Raw genomic sequence first — 14,562 nt, forward strand, 5'->3', positions numbered from 1 at the left:
ATGAGCGAGTCTTCCCCCGGTCTGGCAAAGCACTACCTGCGCTATTCCACCGCCAACGTGCTGGTGATGATGGCGGGACTGGTGTCGTTCCCGCTGCTCACGCGCCTGCTCGACAACACGCAGTACGGCATCCTGGGCTACTACGAGACCTGGGTGCTGATGGCGGTGGCGGTCGCCAAGCTCGGCGCGCAGCATTCCATCCAGCGCTTCTATCCGCACGGCGGCGACGAAGCGCGCATGCGCGCCTTCGCCACCAACCTGTTCTACCTGCCGATGCTCGGCTCGCTGGTGCTGTGGGCGTTCGTCGGCGCGGTGGCGATCGTGCACGGCTACGCGACGGGCGACGGCCATTCGCCGGTGTTCTGGATGGCATTGGTGATGACGCCGATGCTGGTTTATTCCAGCCTGGTGGAGACCGTGCTGCGCGTGACCGAGCAGTCGCGAACGGTGATGTTCACGCGCGTGGCGTGGCGCTGGTTGCAGCTGGCGCTGATGCTCGGCGCGGTGATGGCGGTGCAGCACACGGCGGCCGCCGCGTACGGCGGCAAGCTGCTGGCGGTGGTGATCGGCCTGGTGTTCTACCTGGGCTGGGCACGCCGGCACCTGCACTTCGCGCGCGATACGGTGAACGCGGGCGAGATGCGCCAGTCGTTCGCCTACGGCATGCCGCTGGTGATGACCGAAATCCTCGCCGTCGCGCTGGTGTCGATCGACCGGATCATGCTCAAGGGCCTGTCGGGCGATTTCGCGGTGGTGGGCATCTACAGCGTCGGCGCGGCGCTGGCGATGCAGGTGCACATGTTCATGAACCTCACGGTGTTCGAGTCGTTCACGCCCGCCGCCAATCGCGTCTATGTGACCGAAGGCGCGGCCGCCGTGCGCGCGCTCAAGCGCACCATGCTGATGCCGATGACCTACGCCGCGATCGGCGTGGCGCTGCTGTTGTGGACGCTGGGCACCGATCTGATCATCGCGCTCAGCGGCGCGAGCAAGGCGGCGTCGGGGCCGGTGTTCGAGCTGATGGGCGCGATGAACGCTGTGCTGCCGGTGCTGCTGGTGTGCGGTTTCGGCCTGGTGCTGGAACGTCGCACCAAGACGGTGATGGTGCTGATGTGCGGTGCGGTGGCGATCAACGCGGCGCTGAACTGGTGGTGGATTCCGGCCTGGGGTGTGATGGGCGCGGCGTATGCGACGCTGGCGAGCTCGGCGGTGTCGAGCATCGCGGCCTGCCTGCTGGTCAACCCGGCGCTGCGGCAGTTCCCGGATCGACGCACGCTGCTGACGGCGTTGTGCGCGGGAGTGCTGGCGCTGGCGGGCGAGTGGATCACCGTGCATCTGGACCTGCGGCCGGGCTGGCAGCGGATGCTGGTCGGTGGGATGTTGATCGGCGGGCCGTATCTGCTGGCGTTGCTCACGCTCGATGGGCGCTTGCGCGCGATGCTGTATCCGAAGTTGCGTGCGGTGGAGCGGCGGGTGAGTGAGGGGGTTGTGGGGTAGGGGCTTGCGGTCCCCGTCATGCCGGCGAAGGCCTGTCCTGAGCTGGTCGAAGGGCCGGGACCCAGGCCCGCAGGGCGTGGGCACTCCCCGTGCGGCGACCCACTTCACCGTCATCCCGGCGAAGGCCTGTCCTGAGCTGGTCGAAGGGCCGGGATCCAGGCCCGCAGTACGTGGGCACTCCGATAGTGGCAAACCTTGTCACCGTCATTCCAGCGAAAGCTGGAATCCATTTTGATTTGGCTTTCTCAGGCTTCTCAAAGAAGGAGCAATAGCAAAGCTTCCGATCGGCTACGCCGCTCGGGTCACTTTTCTTTGCTTGCCCAAAGAAAAGTAACCAAAAGAAAGGGCCTTCCATTTGCCCAAACCAATCCCACGACCGGACAGCGAGTAGGCGCGTTCGCGATTCGCCATCCATGGCTCAGCGCTCACCGCCGCACATCCATGTGCGGCGCCCTTCGGGGCTAGTGATCTGAAAGGCTGTTCGACAGCAACAGCAACAGCAACAGCAACAGCAAATTCACCGTCATCCCGGCGAAGGCCGGGACCCAGGCCCTCAGCGTCCGGGCACTCCCTCTGCGGTGAACGCCCTCACCGTCATTCCCGCGAAGGCGGGAATCCAGGGACTTTTCACGCTTGCCTGTTGCCTGTGAACAGCAACAGCAAAATGGATTCCAGCTTCCGCTGGAATGACGTGACATGTCGGATGGCGTGACAGCCTGGATCCCGGCCCTTCGACCAGCTCGGACAGGCCTTCGCCGGGATGACGGCATTGGCAATGCGCTTATGTGCTGATGCGTTCGCTGAAACGACGTGATGTAACGGATAGCGTGACGACCTGGATCCCGGCCCTCGCCGGGATGACCGGCGAACTACGCGCCTTTCCGCCCGCGCTGCTTCCGCATTGCCGCCGCGACACCGGCCGTCAGCAGCGATGCCGCCGCCAGCGTGCCAATCATCCAGCCCGACGATTGCGTCGGCGTCGCCGCGCCGGAGGTCTGGTCGATCTTCGTGCCGTCCGCATCGCCGGAGGCGGCCTTCGATGTGGAGGGCGTGGCGCCCGTCGCCTTCGCCTGTCCACCCTGGTATTCGATCGCGCCGATGTCCGGTGCCGCGCCCATCGGGCGCGACTGGCGCAGGAAGTCCGAAGTCACGCTGGTCTGGTGCGTCGCATGGTCGATCAGCGGGCTGCCGGCGAGCGGTGCAGGATCGAAGCTCCCCATCTCCATGCTCGCGATCTTCGGCTCGCGGCCGCATACGTTGCCCGGCGGGCACATGTCGTCCTTCACGTCCCAGAAGGCGTTGCCGGCGAAGGTCACCACCGCCGTGCTCTCGTCGGCGTAATGGCCGCAACTGCGCATGTCGCCGTCGCTGGCGGTGACGTCCTTCTGGCCGATCAGCGCGTTGTTGTAGATGTCCACGCGCGAGGTCGCGTTGCCGCCCGCGGTAAGGATCAGGCAGTCGCCTTCGCCGGTGATGGTGTTGTGGCGCACGGTCGCGGTCTGTTTCGGGCCGATGCCTATCGACAGCGCGTTGCCGTAGGCGCGGCACATGTCGCCGTCGCTCATCGCGAACTTGCCGTGGAAGTAGGCGCACTGGCCGACGATCACCGAGTTCTCGATCAACGCGTTGCCCGCCGTCTTCACCTGGTTGCCCGCGTTGGCGGCGGCGTAGAGGCGGCGCACGACGACGGTGGCGGTCTTGGATTCGTCGGTGTAGAGCAGGTCGAGTCCGTCGGAGGTGTTGTGGTGGATGCGCGAGTCTTCGATCAACCAGTGGCCGTCGGTCTTGCCGGTGCCCAGTCCGTCGCCGTAACCGCCTTCCTCCTGCGCCCAGCACGCGAACGGTTCGCCGGTCTGCCAGCGCTCGGCGCAGCCATTCCAGGCGATCTCGACATTGCGGAACACGATGTCGCCGTCGTTGGAACTCTCGCCTTCGCCGACATCGCCATCCCAGCCGGCCCATCCGTTGGCGACGATGCGCACGCGCTCGATCGTCCAGTCGCGCAGGCCGCCGGCCATGATGCCGCGGCCCGACAGCCCGTGGACGTTGAGGTCGTGCAGATAGACGTTCTTCGAATTCTTGGCGCCGATTCCGATCGACGCCCATTGCCCGAACGGCGGTGCGTCGCGCTCGCAGCGCACGGCGTCGTCGGCGTGGAATTCCACGCAGTCGCTCTTGTCGGTGATTTCCAGGCAGCCGACTTCGACGTTGTCGGCATCCTGCAGGTTGAAGACGAGCTCGACGCGGTTGGTGCCCCACAACTTCGGCGGCGCCTTGCAGCCGCTGTCGTGGCCCGCGCCGAGGATGCGCGTCTTCGCATCGGGCTTGCCGCTGGGCGGCGCGGCGGGGTAGCAGTCGTAGGGCGAACTGCGGTCGCAACGCAGGCTCTTGGTCGAAAGCCCCGGCGAATCCCAGCCGATCATGTACTCGCCCGGGCCGATGATGAGCGTGTCGCCGCCGTCGATGCGCGGCTTGTCGTTGGCGGGCAGGGCGTAGTTGGGATGCTTCCACGCGCAATCCACGTTGCTGCCGCTGCCCGGATACGCCACGTCGGCGCGGCCGTTGCACTGCGCGTCGTCGCCGCCGTCGGTGCGCACGTAGTACGTCGCTGCCGATGCCTGCGCGGACAGCGAACCCGCGAGTGGGGCGAGCACGCACCATGCGAGCAGGGCGAGGGAGGCGGAGCGAAGGCGTGGAAGCTTCATGGCGAACACCGGGCGCGGGAAAGGGAGCGGGCGAGGGCCCGATACCGTGAAGAACGCGTTGTACGCCGTGCTTCGGCCTTCGCGTGCGCAGCCCGCCTGTTCATGCAAGACTGCGCCGGCCATGCACCACCTCCTGCTCTCGCCGATGACCTGGGCCCTGCTGTGGATGGCGGTGGCGTGGATGTCGTGGCGACGCGGGCGTGCGTGGTGGCGCGTGGTGCTGGTCGCCGCGGGGCTGGCCATCGTGCTGCTGTGCACGCCGCTGGGCGCGAACGCGCTGATCCGCGTGGTGGAATCGCATGTGCCCACCGACGCGCGATGCGGTGCCGGTGATGCGGGCGCCCCGATCGTCGTGCTGTCCGGCGGCCTGGCGGACGAACCCCGCGCGCAGGACGATTACATCGCGCTGATGCCCGCGAGCTGGCGCCGACTGCGCGGCGGCGTGGCGCTGTGGCGCAGCGGGCCGCCGGTGCCGATGGTCATCGCCGGCGGCGGTCCGTTCGCGATCAAGGAAGCCACGGTGCTGTCGCGGCTGGCGCAGGACTGGGGCATTCCTGCGGCCATGCTGAGCGAAGAGACGCAATCCACGACGACGTGGGAGAGCGCGATGGCGCTGCGAGGCACGCTGCCGGCGCGCGTGCGCGTGGTGAGTTCGGCCACGCACCTGCCGCGTGCGGTGGTGGCCTTCCGAGCGGCGGGATTCACGCCGTGCGCGGTGGCGAGCGATTCGGCGTTCGTGCCGATGGGGAGCGTGGGTTACTTCATGCCGCAGTTGTCGGCGATGCAGAAGACGCAGCTGGCGTTGTATGAGCTGGCGGGGACGGTGAGTTATCGGTGGAAGGCGGGGCGGAGTAAGGCGGAGTGAAGTAAGGCGGAGTGAAGCGGTGGCGTCGCGCGCGGTCGTCTTCGTAATCCGTCATCCCGGCGAAGGCCGGGATCCAGGCCCGTTGCGTTCGGGCGCTCCTTCACGGGTGAACCACATCACGTCATTCCAGCGAAAGCTGGAATCCATTTTCGCTCTTCGCTTCTACCTTGTTGTCCTGAGGAGCAAAAGCAAATGGATTCCAGCTTTCGCTGGAATGACGGTGACAGGGTTTGCCGCCACCGGAGTGCCCATGCGCTACGAGCCTGGGTCCCGGCCTTCGCGGGGATGACGGTGTCTGGTAACACCCCTCAAGCCTCAATCGCCCCCAACGTCTCCACATGCGCCCGCGGCACGCGCACGTTCGAGGTGAGCAGCGGCTCATACGCGTTCAGCAGTCGCGTGCCGATCGCGTCCCAGCCGTACTCGGCTTCGGCCAGTTGCCGCGCCCGGACGCCCAATTCCGCGGCACGCGAAGGCGACGCCAGCAGCGCCAGCACCGCATCGGCGAACGACGCCGCATCGTCCGCATACAGCGCATCGCGTTCATGGCGAAGCACGATGCCCTCGCTGCCGACCGAGGTGGTGACGATCGCCTTGCCCAGTGCCATCGCTTCAAGCACCTTCAGCCGCGTGCCGCTGCCCGCGCGCAACGGGACCACGTAGACCGAGCCCGCGTGCACGTGCGGGCGCAGGTCGTCGACGAAACCGGCGAGGGTGACGTTGGCGCGCACCGCCTCGGGTATTTCGAATCCGTCCGCCTTGCCCACCAGTTCGAACCGCGTCGTCGGGCGCTGCGCGAGGATGCGCGGGAAGACCTCGCGCAGGAACCACTCCACGCCGTCGCGGTTCGGAAACCAGCCCATCTGGCCGACGAAGACGAGCCGGTCGGGGTCGGGCGCCTGCGGTGAGGGGCGGTTCGCATCCAGGTCCACGCCGTTGGCGATGACGTGCACCTTGCATCCGGGGGCCAGCTCGCGCAGTGCCTGCGCATCGGTGACCGAGCACGACAGCACGGCGTCGGCACGCGCGCAGGCCGCGCGCTCGAACGCTTTGAGCCGTTGCACCTGGCCTGACAGGAAACGCCGCGCCCAGGCGCGCGTTTCGATGCGCGCGCGCGTGGCGAGCAGGTCGTGTTCGACGTTGTGCGCATTGAGCGTCACCGGGATGCCGTCGGGAACGCAGTCGGCGTGCGCCATCAGCGGCAGCATGTCGAAGTGGACCAGGTCCGCGTCGCCCGCCAGCGCGGTGAGTCGCGAACGCAGTGCGGGCGAGTCGTACTTCGCCGCCAGGAACGGCGTGCGCGTCATCGTGCCGCGCACCACGGCGGTCGCCAGCGCGGCGCGGGAACGCTCGCAGGGAATGCGGAAGGTCTCCACGCGCGCCATCGCGGCGTGCAGCGGCGCGGCTTCGTCGGCCAGGTCGTCGTTGCGCTGGAAGCTGAGCAGCGTCACCTCGTGGCGTGAAGCCAGTGCGCGCAGTACGTGCCAGGCGCGCAGTTGGTGGCCTTCGCGCGGCGGGAATGGCAGGCGGCTGGTTACGGCGAGGATGCGGGCCATCGTGTCCCTCTCAGTGCTTCTTCCATAGACGCGACGGATCCATCGCCAGCGAGGCCGGCAGCGACAGCAGCGCGGCGAAGTTGAGCATCACGAAACTGCTGGCCGCCGGCAGCAGCGGCATGCGCGCCGCCAGTCGCGGCAGCACCAGACCACCCAATGCACCGCCATAGCCGAGCAGTTGCGCGCCGAAGGCAACGCGGTAGAACGTCCCTTCGGCGAAGGCCGAAGCCGCCAGCGCGATCAACAGCGCCCACGGCACCAGCAGGCGCAGGAACTTGTGCGAGCACCAGGCGAAGAACACCGGGTTCGCGAACGGATTGAGCAGCCACGGCAGACGCGCCACCAGTTGCCAGTTGCCGGCCAGTGTGCGCAGCTTGCGCTGGAATTCCTCGTCGACGCTGACGCTGGCGCGGTCGAAGGCGACGGCCTCGCGCGCCATCCAGACCCGATGGCCCGAGCGCAGCACCTGCAACGGCATCCACATGTCGTCGAGCACGGTGCCGGCAGGAATGGGCACGAACAAACGGCGGCGCAGCGCATGGATCGAGCCGCTCACGCCGTGCAGCCATCCCAGCCGCGCTTCGTCGGAACGAAGTCGTTTCTCCATGCGCCAGTACAGGCCGACGCCTTCGCCCGTGCCGTGTTCGGCTGCGGCGATCATCAGCTCGCCGCTCACGGCGCCGATGGACGGATCGGCGAACGGCGCCGTCAGCGCACGCAATGCGCCGGGCGCGAAGCGCTGTCTGACGTCGGTGAACACCACCAGTTCGCTGTCCACCTCGCGCAGCGCGGCGTTTAATGCGGCGGCCTTGCCGACATTGCGCGGCAGTTCGAGCACGGCCACGCGCGCATCGTCCACCGAAGCGGCCGCACGCGCGGTGCCGTCGCGGCTGCCGTCGCTGACCACCAGCACGCGCAGGCGATCGGCCGGGTAGTCCTGGTCGAGAATGTCATGCACGCGCGCGGCGATGCGCGCCTCTTCATCGAATGCGGCGATGACGACGGTGAGGTGTTCGCCGTCGTCGTGCTCGAACGGCGAGTGCCCGTAGCGCCGCGCCAGCAGCGTCATCAACAGCGGATAGCCCGCGTAGGCGTACGCGACCAGCGCGATGCAGCACCAGAACAGCAGCGCCGCGCTCACAGCAGGCGCTCGCGCAGGCGCTGGTAGCCGCCGTTGCCGAGCACGCGCTTGGGCAGCGCGAGCGCGGCGTGGCGTGCCTGCATCCAGCGGGGCGGGATTCCGCGCCAGTGCACCAGCGCGGCGAAGTCGTCGAGCGCGAGTTGGCGCGTCACCGGCAACCGCTGCAACCAGGCATCGGCACGCAGACGGCGGTTCGGTCCGGGCACCGAGCCGAGCAGGTGGCGATAGCCCAGTCGCTGCGCGGCGAGCAGTTCGCGTTCGCCGCCACGGCCGCCGGGCAGGGCGAGCGAGTCGATCGGCCGCCCGCAGATCGCCTGCAAGCGGCAGCGGCTGTCGTCGAGCTCGGCCATCAGATCGGTCACGTCCAGGTCGGAGAGGAACGAGTGCGTGCATCCGTGCGAGCCGATGCCCATGCCGTGCGCGGCGAGGCAGCGGATGTCGTCCGGCGCGAGCATGCCGCACTGGCCGACGAAGTCGGTGGTGACGAAGAACTCCGCGCGCAGGCCGCGTTCGGCGAGCAGCGGCAGGGCGATCTCGACGTTGGACACGTCGCCGTCGTCGAAGGTGATGACGACATCGCGTCCGTCGCGGCGGCCGGCGGGGAGTTCGTCGAGCAGCGCCGTGCGATGGCCCTGCTGCAGCAGCCAGTCGAGCTGGCGGGCGAACATCTCCGGATGCACGCTGTACACCGGATCGAAGCGGCCGCGCGAGGACGTCTCGCGATGCAGGCCGTGGTACATCAGGATCGGAAGCGTGCTCACGGGCAGCACCTCATGCGGTTCGCGCCTCGCGCAGCCAGCCGAGCATGCCGCTGGTCTCGCTGAAGAACAGCGCCCTGGACAGTCGGCCGGATGGCGCGCGGAAGCGGTCTTCGTGCACGTTGAAGCGGAGCAGGCGGTACGGGTCCGCGCCGGGGCGGTTGACGCCCTCGATCGACGTGGTGGCGGTGGCGAAGCCGGCGTCGCGCACCAGGCGCACGTCGCGTTCGCCGAAGTCTTCGCGCCCGCCGTTGGGGTAGGCGAAATGGCGCGGCGGCGTGCCCAGCGCGGCGAGGATGCTGGCGTGCGAGAGACCGATTTCCTCGCTCGCCGCCGCATCGTCCAGGCGGCTGAGGATCGCGTGGCTGCAGGTGTGGCCGCCGATCTCGATGCCGCCGTCGGCCAGGCGCCGCACGTCGCTCCACTCGAGCATCTCGCGATCTTCGTGCGGCAGCGGCCGCGGCCGCGTCTGTTCGCAGACATGGTCGACCCAGGCTTCCAGTTCGGCCGGTTCCAGTTTCTTCAGGCGCGGCGGCAACAGTTCGTAGAGGCGCACGCGGTCGTCGCTGAGCGAGAGATCGAAATGCCCCAGCCCCAGGCCGCCGAGGTCGAGCGCGTTGCGGCTGCGCGATTCCACCGCGTGCACGAGGCGATAGGCCCAGATGGGCTCGCCGCCGATGTGGCCGGTGGCGACGTACACCACCGCCGGTACGGGACCGAGGTGGGCGTCGATCAGGCCGAGGTTGTCGCGGTAGCCGTCGTCGAAGGTGAGCGCGTAGTGGATGCGCTGCGCGCGTTCGGGTGAGAGCGCGCGCAGGCCGTCGTCCAGCCCGACCAGCGCGCCGCGCGCGCGCAGCCACGTCACCAGCTGCCGCAGTTGCGCGCGCGAGACGCTGAGCGGGTAGGGGTCGTGGTCATCGCGCAGGCGGTGCAGCATCAGGATCACCAGGCCCGAGCCGCTGAGCCGGCGGTACAGCGCATCCAGCCCGCTGTAGTGGCTGCACAGGGCGAGCGTGTAGCGCATCCAGGCGCGCAGTGCGGCGGTCATCGTGAGGAATCCTCCGGCGGCAGGTGGCGTGCCTTCATCACCAGGGCCACATAGGCCCAGAAGTAGGCGACTACCGGGTAATACGTGAAACGGTCGCCGAACAGGTTGCTGATGATCATCGACACCCACGCGCCCATCAGCCCGAGCGCGAGGGCGTAACGCCAGGTGCCTGTCCGCGATTGGGCCACCTCGCGCATGGCCGTGCGCAGCACCGCCAGCAGGATGCCCAACAGCACGATCGCCCCGAGCACGCCGCCCTCGCTCAGCTGGCGGATGTAGAGGTTGTGGGTGTCGCGGCCGTAGGGGTTGATCTCGCGGTGGTGGAAGGTGTGGTAACCCGTTCCGACCACGGGATTTCGCAGGAAGTTGGACCAGGCGATCTTCCAATATTCGATGCGAAGCTCCGTGCTCTCGTCGCGCTTGCCTTCCTCCACCGTGGTGCTGTCGAAGCGCTCCACCACCGATTTGGGCAGCACCGCCGGCGCCACGGCCACGGCCAGGCACAGCGGCAGGATCAGCTTCAGCCGCCCGCGCCAGACCATGATGACCACCACCATGCCCATGATCAGGCTGATGTAGGCCGTGCGCGAATAGGCGTAGAGCACGCCCACGATCATGCAGCCGATGCCGCCGAGCAGCAGCAGCTTCCACTTGCGCGAGATCCGGCAGGCGAGCAGCAGCGCGAACAGGACGACGGCAACCGTCACGCAGAACGCGGCGAATTCGTTCGCGCCCAGCAGGGCGAAGGTGCCGCTGATGCGCAGGTCGTCGGTGTAGTGCGTGCTGGCGACGCTGACGTGCTGGTTCCACACCACCTTGGCGATGTAGGGCAGCGGCAACAGCGTCGCCAGGACGACCATGCGCACGCCGTTCCAGTCGCGCACGCTCATCTGCACGACGTAGACCACGAACAGACCGACGAGGTGATCCTTGAGCTGGTTGAAGTGGTTGGCCGGATCGTCGACGAAGTGATAGCCGACCAGCAGCGACAGCACCATGTAGCCGGCGTAGAGGCCGGCCCACAGGTTGACGGGTTCGTTGGGTGCCAGCTTCCCGCCCTGTGCCATCGCCGTGAACAGCGAGATCAGGAACATCACGTTGAGGAAGTTGAAGCCACCGCCGATGTTGGGCAGGTAGCCGGCGGTGATGTTCTGCAACGGAAGCAGGATCAGGAACAGGTACAGCGCCCAGTTGCGCGGTGCGCGGCCCGCCGTGGGCACGGCCGCAGCGGTGTTGATGGCGCCGGGCAGGGCCGGCACACGCGTGCGCGTGGCCGTCGGCATGCCGCCGCGCAGCGCACGCGCCGCGAGCGGGAAGCGCGAACCGCCGGAGTCAGGATGCGCGCCGGGCATGGCCCCGCTCCCGAAGCGATCGGTAGATGTCCACGTATCCCATCGCCATGGCGTGTGCGCTGTGGCGCTCGCGCACGTAATCGCGCGCGCTCGTGTCGCGCGCAGTCGCTTGCGATGCGGCTTCGTCGAGCGCCTGCTCCAGCGCGTCCGCATCGCCCGGCGGCACCAGTCGGCCATGCGCGCTTTGCGCCAGCAGGCGCGGGACGTCGCCTACGGCGCTGGCGATCACCGGCACTTCGCAGGCCATCGCCTCCAGCACCACCAGCGGCATGCCTTCGGTAAGCGAGGGCAGTACGAGGTGGTCGCTGAGCGTGTAGACGGCGGGCATGTCGTGGCGCACGCCGAGAAAGCGCACGCGCGTTCCCAGCGACAGGCGCTCGGCCAGCGCCTGCAGTTCTTCCCGCTGCGGGCCGTCGCCGGCGAGCAGCAGCACCGCATCGGGATGACGATTGGCCACCGGCGCGAACGCCCGCAGCAGCATCGCCAGGTTCTTCTCGCTCGACAGCCGCGCGACGGCGGAGAACACGCGCGCCTTCGGCGACAGCCTCAGTTCCGCGCGCAGACTGGAGGCGCCGCGCTCGTCGCGCACCGGGCAGTCGATGCCGTTGTCGACGTGGCGGATGCGCGAGCGCGGTACGCCGGCGCGGACGAGGCGATCGATCTGCTCGCCGGCGACCACGACCAGCGTATCGAAGCGGCGCAGCAGTGCGAGCTCGAGCCGCGTGTACAGACGCAGCGAGGTGGAACCCTCGACCCAACCGTGCAGCGTGGCGACCAGCGGCGCCGGTTGGCGTCGCGTCGCCAGCCAGGCGTAGAAAGCACTCTTGTAGTCGTGCACGTGGACGACGGGCGCGCGGCCCTCGCGTTCGCGCGCGGCGTCGATCTGCGCGGCCAGCGCGCCGACGGTCGCCGTGTCCACGCGGCCCCGGCAGGGCAGCAGCACCGCGTCCTGGCCGGTGGCCGAGGCGATGTCGTGCAGCGCCTGCTCCTGCATGCGGTAGTTGTTGATGCTGAGCAGCCGGCCGCGTGCGCCTGCGTGCACGAGCGCGCGGTTCAATGCGAGCACCACGCGGTCGGCACCGTAGAGTCCGGCGCTGGAGCGGACCTGCAGGGCGACGGGTCGACGTTCGCTCATGGCGGCCTCAGGCACGGCCCAGCAGGCGCCGGTAGAGCTGGTCGAAGGCCAGCACCATCGCGTCGAGCGAGAACTCGCGCTCGATGCGCGTGCGTGCGGCCAGTCCCATGCGGCGGCGCGCGTGCGGCGATTGCGCCAGCCATTGCAGCGAAGCGGCCAGCGAGATCGGATCCATCGGCGGAACCAGCAGGCCGGTCTGTTCGTGCTGCACCAGGTGCAGGTTGCCGCCGACCGCGGTGGCGACGACCGGCAAGCCGCAGGCCATCGCCTCCAGAATCGCGTTGGACATGCCCTCACTGGAGGAGCACAGCACCAGCGCGTCCATCGCCGGCAACAGGTCGTCGACGTCGTCGCGGAAGCTGAGCAGCGTCACCGCGTCGCCCACGCCGAATTCGGCGATCTTCGCCTGCACCTGCGGCAGGTCGGGGCCGTCGCCGACCAGCAGCAGGTGCGCCTGCGGCAGCTCCCGATGCACGGTGGCGAAGGCTTCGATCAGGTCGACGTGGCGCTTCACTGGCGTCATGCGTGCGACGCAGCCGAACACGATCGCTTCGGAATCCAGCCCCAGCGCGGCGCGCGCATCGAGCCGGCGCTGCAACGGCGCGGGCGCGTAACGGCGCGTGTCCACGCCGTTGGGGATCCAGGTCATGCGCAGCGGGTCCAGACGCTCGCAATCGGCCAGGCCCGCGAGGATCTGCCGCGCCGGTGCGACGACGGTGTCGTAGCGCGGATTCAGCCAGCGGAAGGCGTATTGCAGCTTCGGGCTCTTCTTGAAACCCATGTCGCGGCGGTTGGAGATGTATACGGTGCCCGGCAGTCGCGGCAGGAGCGCGTTGAGCACGTCGGCCTTCTCATGTTGCGATTGCACCACATCGAAGCGTTCGCGACGCAGCATCTCGCCCAGGCGGCGCCAGACGCTCACGCCGCTGCGGTCGTACACCGCGTGCACCGGCAGCGACAGCATGCGCAGGTGCGGCTGGCTCAGCAGGTGATGGCCGTGGTTGCCGGGCATCTTCTGCTCGTGCAGCTGCACCAGCGTGATCCGGTACGCATCGGCCGGAAGGCGCGTGGCGAGGTTCTGCAGGAAGCGTTCGCTGCCGCCGGGCGCGAGCACCGGCGTGTCGGTGATCAGCAGCAGTCGGATGCGCCGATCGCCCGCGCGCACGGCGGCCGCCGGCTCAGCGGGTATAGCGAACGCTGAAGATGGCGGCATTCTCGTCATAGCTCGCTTCGGGAGTGTTGGAGTCGCGTTCCTGGTGGCGCAGATCGAAGGCGAAGCTCCAGTGGCGGGTCAGCACCTTGAGGATGCCGACGTAGACGGAGAAGTCGTCGTCGTCGCGGTCGAAACTGTCGAAACTGCGCACGCCGGCGGACATCGAGCCGGTCAGGAACAGCGAGGGCTGGATCGCCCAGCTCATGCCCACGCCGATGCCGTAGTTGCCTTCGCTGTCGGCGGTGGGGTCGATGTAGTCGTTGTCTTCGTAGTACGGGCGAACGCTGGCGTTGAAGCGCTCGCCGTTGTAGCGGTAGCCGATGTCGATGCGACGCTGGCGGTACAGGTCCGGTCCGATGGTGACGCCGGTCGGATCCGCGCTGGGCGTGTCCACCGGCGTGAGCGGCGTGCCGCCCAGCGTCGGGTCGCCGGAGTTGATCATCAGTTCCTGCGCGGCGTCGGAGAACTGGTAGTACAGGCCCATGTCCAGCGTGCTGCGCGGTGTAGCGCGCCAGGTGAACACGGTGCGGAACAGCGGCGCGTCGTCCTTGGTGCCGAAGTCGGTCAGCTCGATCCACGAATAGCCGGCGCGTACTTCGACGTTGATGTTGGCCAGGTTGCGGTTCCAGGTCACGTAGGTGTCCAGGCGGCGGTAGTCGGCGCCGAGCGTGTCGAGGCTGACCTGGTCGTACTTGACCTCACTGCCTTCCACGGTCACGGCGAAGCGCGTGGTCGCGCTGGGTTCCTGCCACAGGGTGAAGGCCGCGTTGTAGCGGTCGCCGTTGAAGTCGTCGGTTTCCTCGGCCCAGTAGTTGTTGTAGCGAAGGTCCAGCCGCACGCGCGTGGCCGCGCCCGGGCGCAGGTTGAACTGCGCACCGGCGACGAACACGTTCACCTGCTGCTGGTTGTTGGGCGCGTCGGCGGCGAGTACGTCGATCGGCTCGTAGTTCGCGTAGTCCTCGATGATGAACTTCAGCCGGTCCTGCCACGTGTTCCAGTTGAAGGTGCCCACCATCGTGGCGCGCAGGTCGTCGTCGAAGAGATCGCCGGTGTAGTAGAGGTACTCCAGGCCGCCGCGCGCGGTGAGTGCCGTGTTGCGGCCGGTCTGGGTGAGGTCGAAGTCCAGGTCGGTGGCGAGCGTGCTTTCTTCCTGCGGATTGGTTTCCGTCAGCGCGATGTTGTCGCTGTGCTCGACGCGTCCGCCGATCGAATAGTTGATCTGCGCCGCCTTCGCTCCCATCGGAAGCGTGGCCAACAGGGCGATGCAGAGCGCGGATCGACGGGACGAGCCC

Annotated in this window: 11 protein-coding genes; 2 read left to right on the top strand and 9 right to left on the bottom strand. The window is 68.2% G+C overall.

Translation table 11 applies throughout. From position 1 onward, the window contains the following. Complete coding sequence (locus AAFF32_RS10935) at nt 1-1,497, top strand: oligosaccharide flippase family protein (protein ID WP_216958523.1); 1,497 nt, start codon at nt 1-3, stop codon at nt 1,495-1,497. 869 nt (nt 1,498-2,366) lie between these two features. Here AAFF32_RS10935 and AAFF32_RS10940 read toward each other — a convergent pair. Continuing rightward, the gene (locus tag AAFF32_RS10940) at nt 2,367-4,202 is read right to left on the bottom strand and encodes a choice-of-anchor Q domain-containing protein (protein WP_342315194.1); all 1,836 of its coding nucleotides are present in this window, start codon (nt 4,200-4,202) and stop codon (nt 2,367-2,369) included. A 121-nt stretch (nt 4,203-4,323) separates the two neighbouring features. On the opposite strand from AAFF32_RS10940, the gene AAFF32_RS10945 reads away from it, so the two are divergent. Continuing rightward, the gene (locus AAFF32_RS10945) at nt 4,324-5,067 is read left to right on the top strand and encodes a YdcF family protein (RefSeq protein WP_342315195.1); all 744 of its coding nucleotides are present in this window, start codon (nt 4,324-4,326) and stop codon (nt 5,065-5,067) included. Between the two features lie 308 nt (nt 5,068-5,375). Here AAFF32_RS10945 and AAFF32_RS10950 read toward each other — a convergent pair whose 3' ends face one another. From AAFF32_RS10950 to AAFF32_RS10985, 8 genes are read right to left on the bottom strand one after another with little or no spacing between them, the layout of a single operon-like run. Then, nucleotides 5,376-6,623, bottom strand: a complete 1,248-nt coding sequence (locus tag AAFF32_RS10950; RefSeq protein WP_342315196.1) for a glycosyltransferase family 4 protein — start codon at nt 6,621-6,623, stop codon at nt 5,376-5,378. A 10-nt stretch (nt 6,624-6,633) separates the two neighbouring features. Next, nucleotides 6,634-7,764: a glycosyltransferase family 2 protein gene (locus AAFF32_RS10955; RefSeq protein ID WP_342315197.1), complete on the bottom strand. Its 1,131-nt coding sequence runs from the start codon at nt 7,762-7,764 to the stop codon at nt 6,634-6,636. Then, entirely contained in the window at nt 7,761-8,525 is a 765-nt protein-coding gene (locus AAFF32_RS10960; RefSeq protein ID WP_342315198.1) for a polysaccharide deacetylase family protein, read from the bottom strand. The genes AAFF32_RS10955 and AAFF32_RS10960 overlap by 4 nt, the downstream gene beginning before the upstream one ends. 10 nt (nt 8,526-8,535) lie before the next feature. Continuing rightward, on the bottom strand, nt 8,536-9,570 hold the full coding sequence (locus AAFF32_RS10965; protein WP_216958505.1) for a polysaccharide deacetylase family protein: 1,035 nt from the start codon (nt 9,568-9,570) through the stop codon (nt 8,536-8,538). Beyond that, complete coding sequence (locus AAFF32_RS10970; protein WP_216958502.1) at nt 9,567-10,922, bottom strand: O-antigen ligase family protein; 1,356 nt, start codon at nt 10,920-10,922, stop codon at nt 9,567-9,569. Before AAFF32_RS10970 ends, AAFF32_RS10965 begins: the two co-directional genes overlap by 4 nt. Further along, nucleotides 10,903-12,057, bottom strand: a complete 1,155-nt coding sequence (locus AAFF32_RS10975; protein WP_342315199.1) for a glycosyltransferase — start codon at nt 12,055-12,057, stop codon at nt 10,903-10,905. Before AAFF32_RS10975 ends, AAFF32_RS10970 begins: the two co-directional genes overlap by 20 nt. Nucleotides 12,058-12,064: 7 nt before the next feature. Then, nucleotides 12,065-13,222: a glycosyltransferase gene (locus AAFF32_RS10980; RefSeq protein WP_342315200.1), complete on the bottom strand. Its 1,158-nt coding sequence runs from the start codon at nt 13,220-13,222 to the stop codon at nt 12,065-12,067. 13 nt (nt 13,223-13,235) lie between these two features. After that, nucleotides 13,236-14,525: an outer membrane beta-barrel protein gene (locus AAFF32_RS10985; RefSeq protein WP_216958494.1), complete on the bottom strand. Its 1,290-nt coding sequence runs from the start codon at nt 14,523-14,525 to the stop codon at nt 13,236-13,238. Nucleotides 14,526-14,562: the final 37 nt, after the last annotated feature.

This window comes from Lysobacter sp. FW306-1B-D06B (assembly GCF_038446665.1).
Classification (GTDB): Bacteria; Pseudomonadota; Gammaproteobacteria; order Xanthomonadales; family Xanthomonadaceae; genus Lysobacter_J.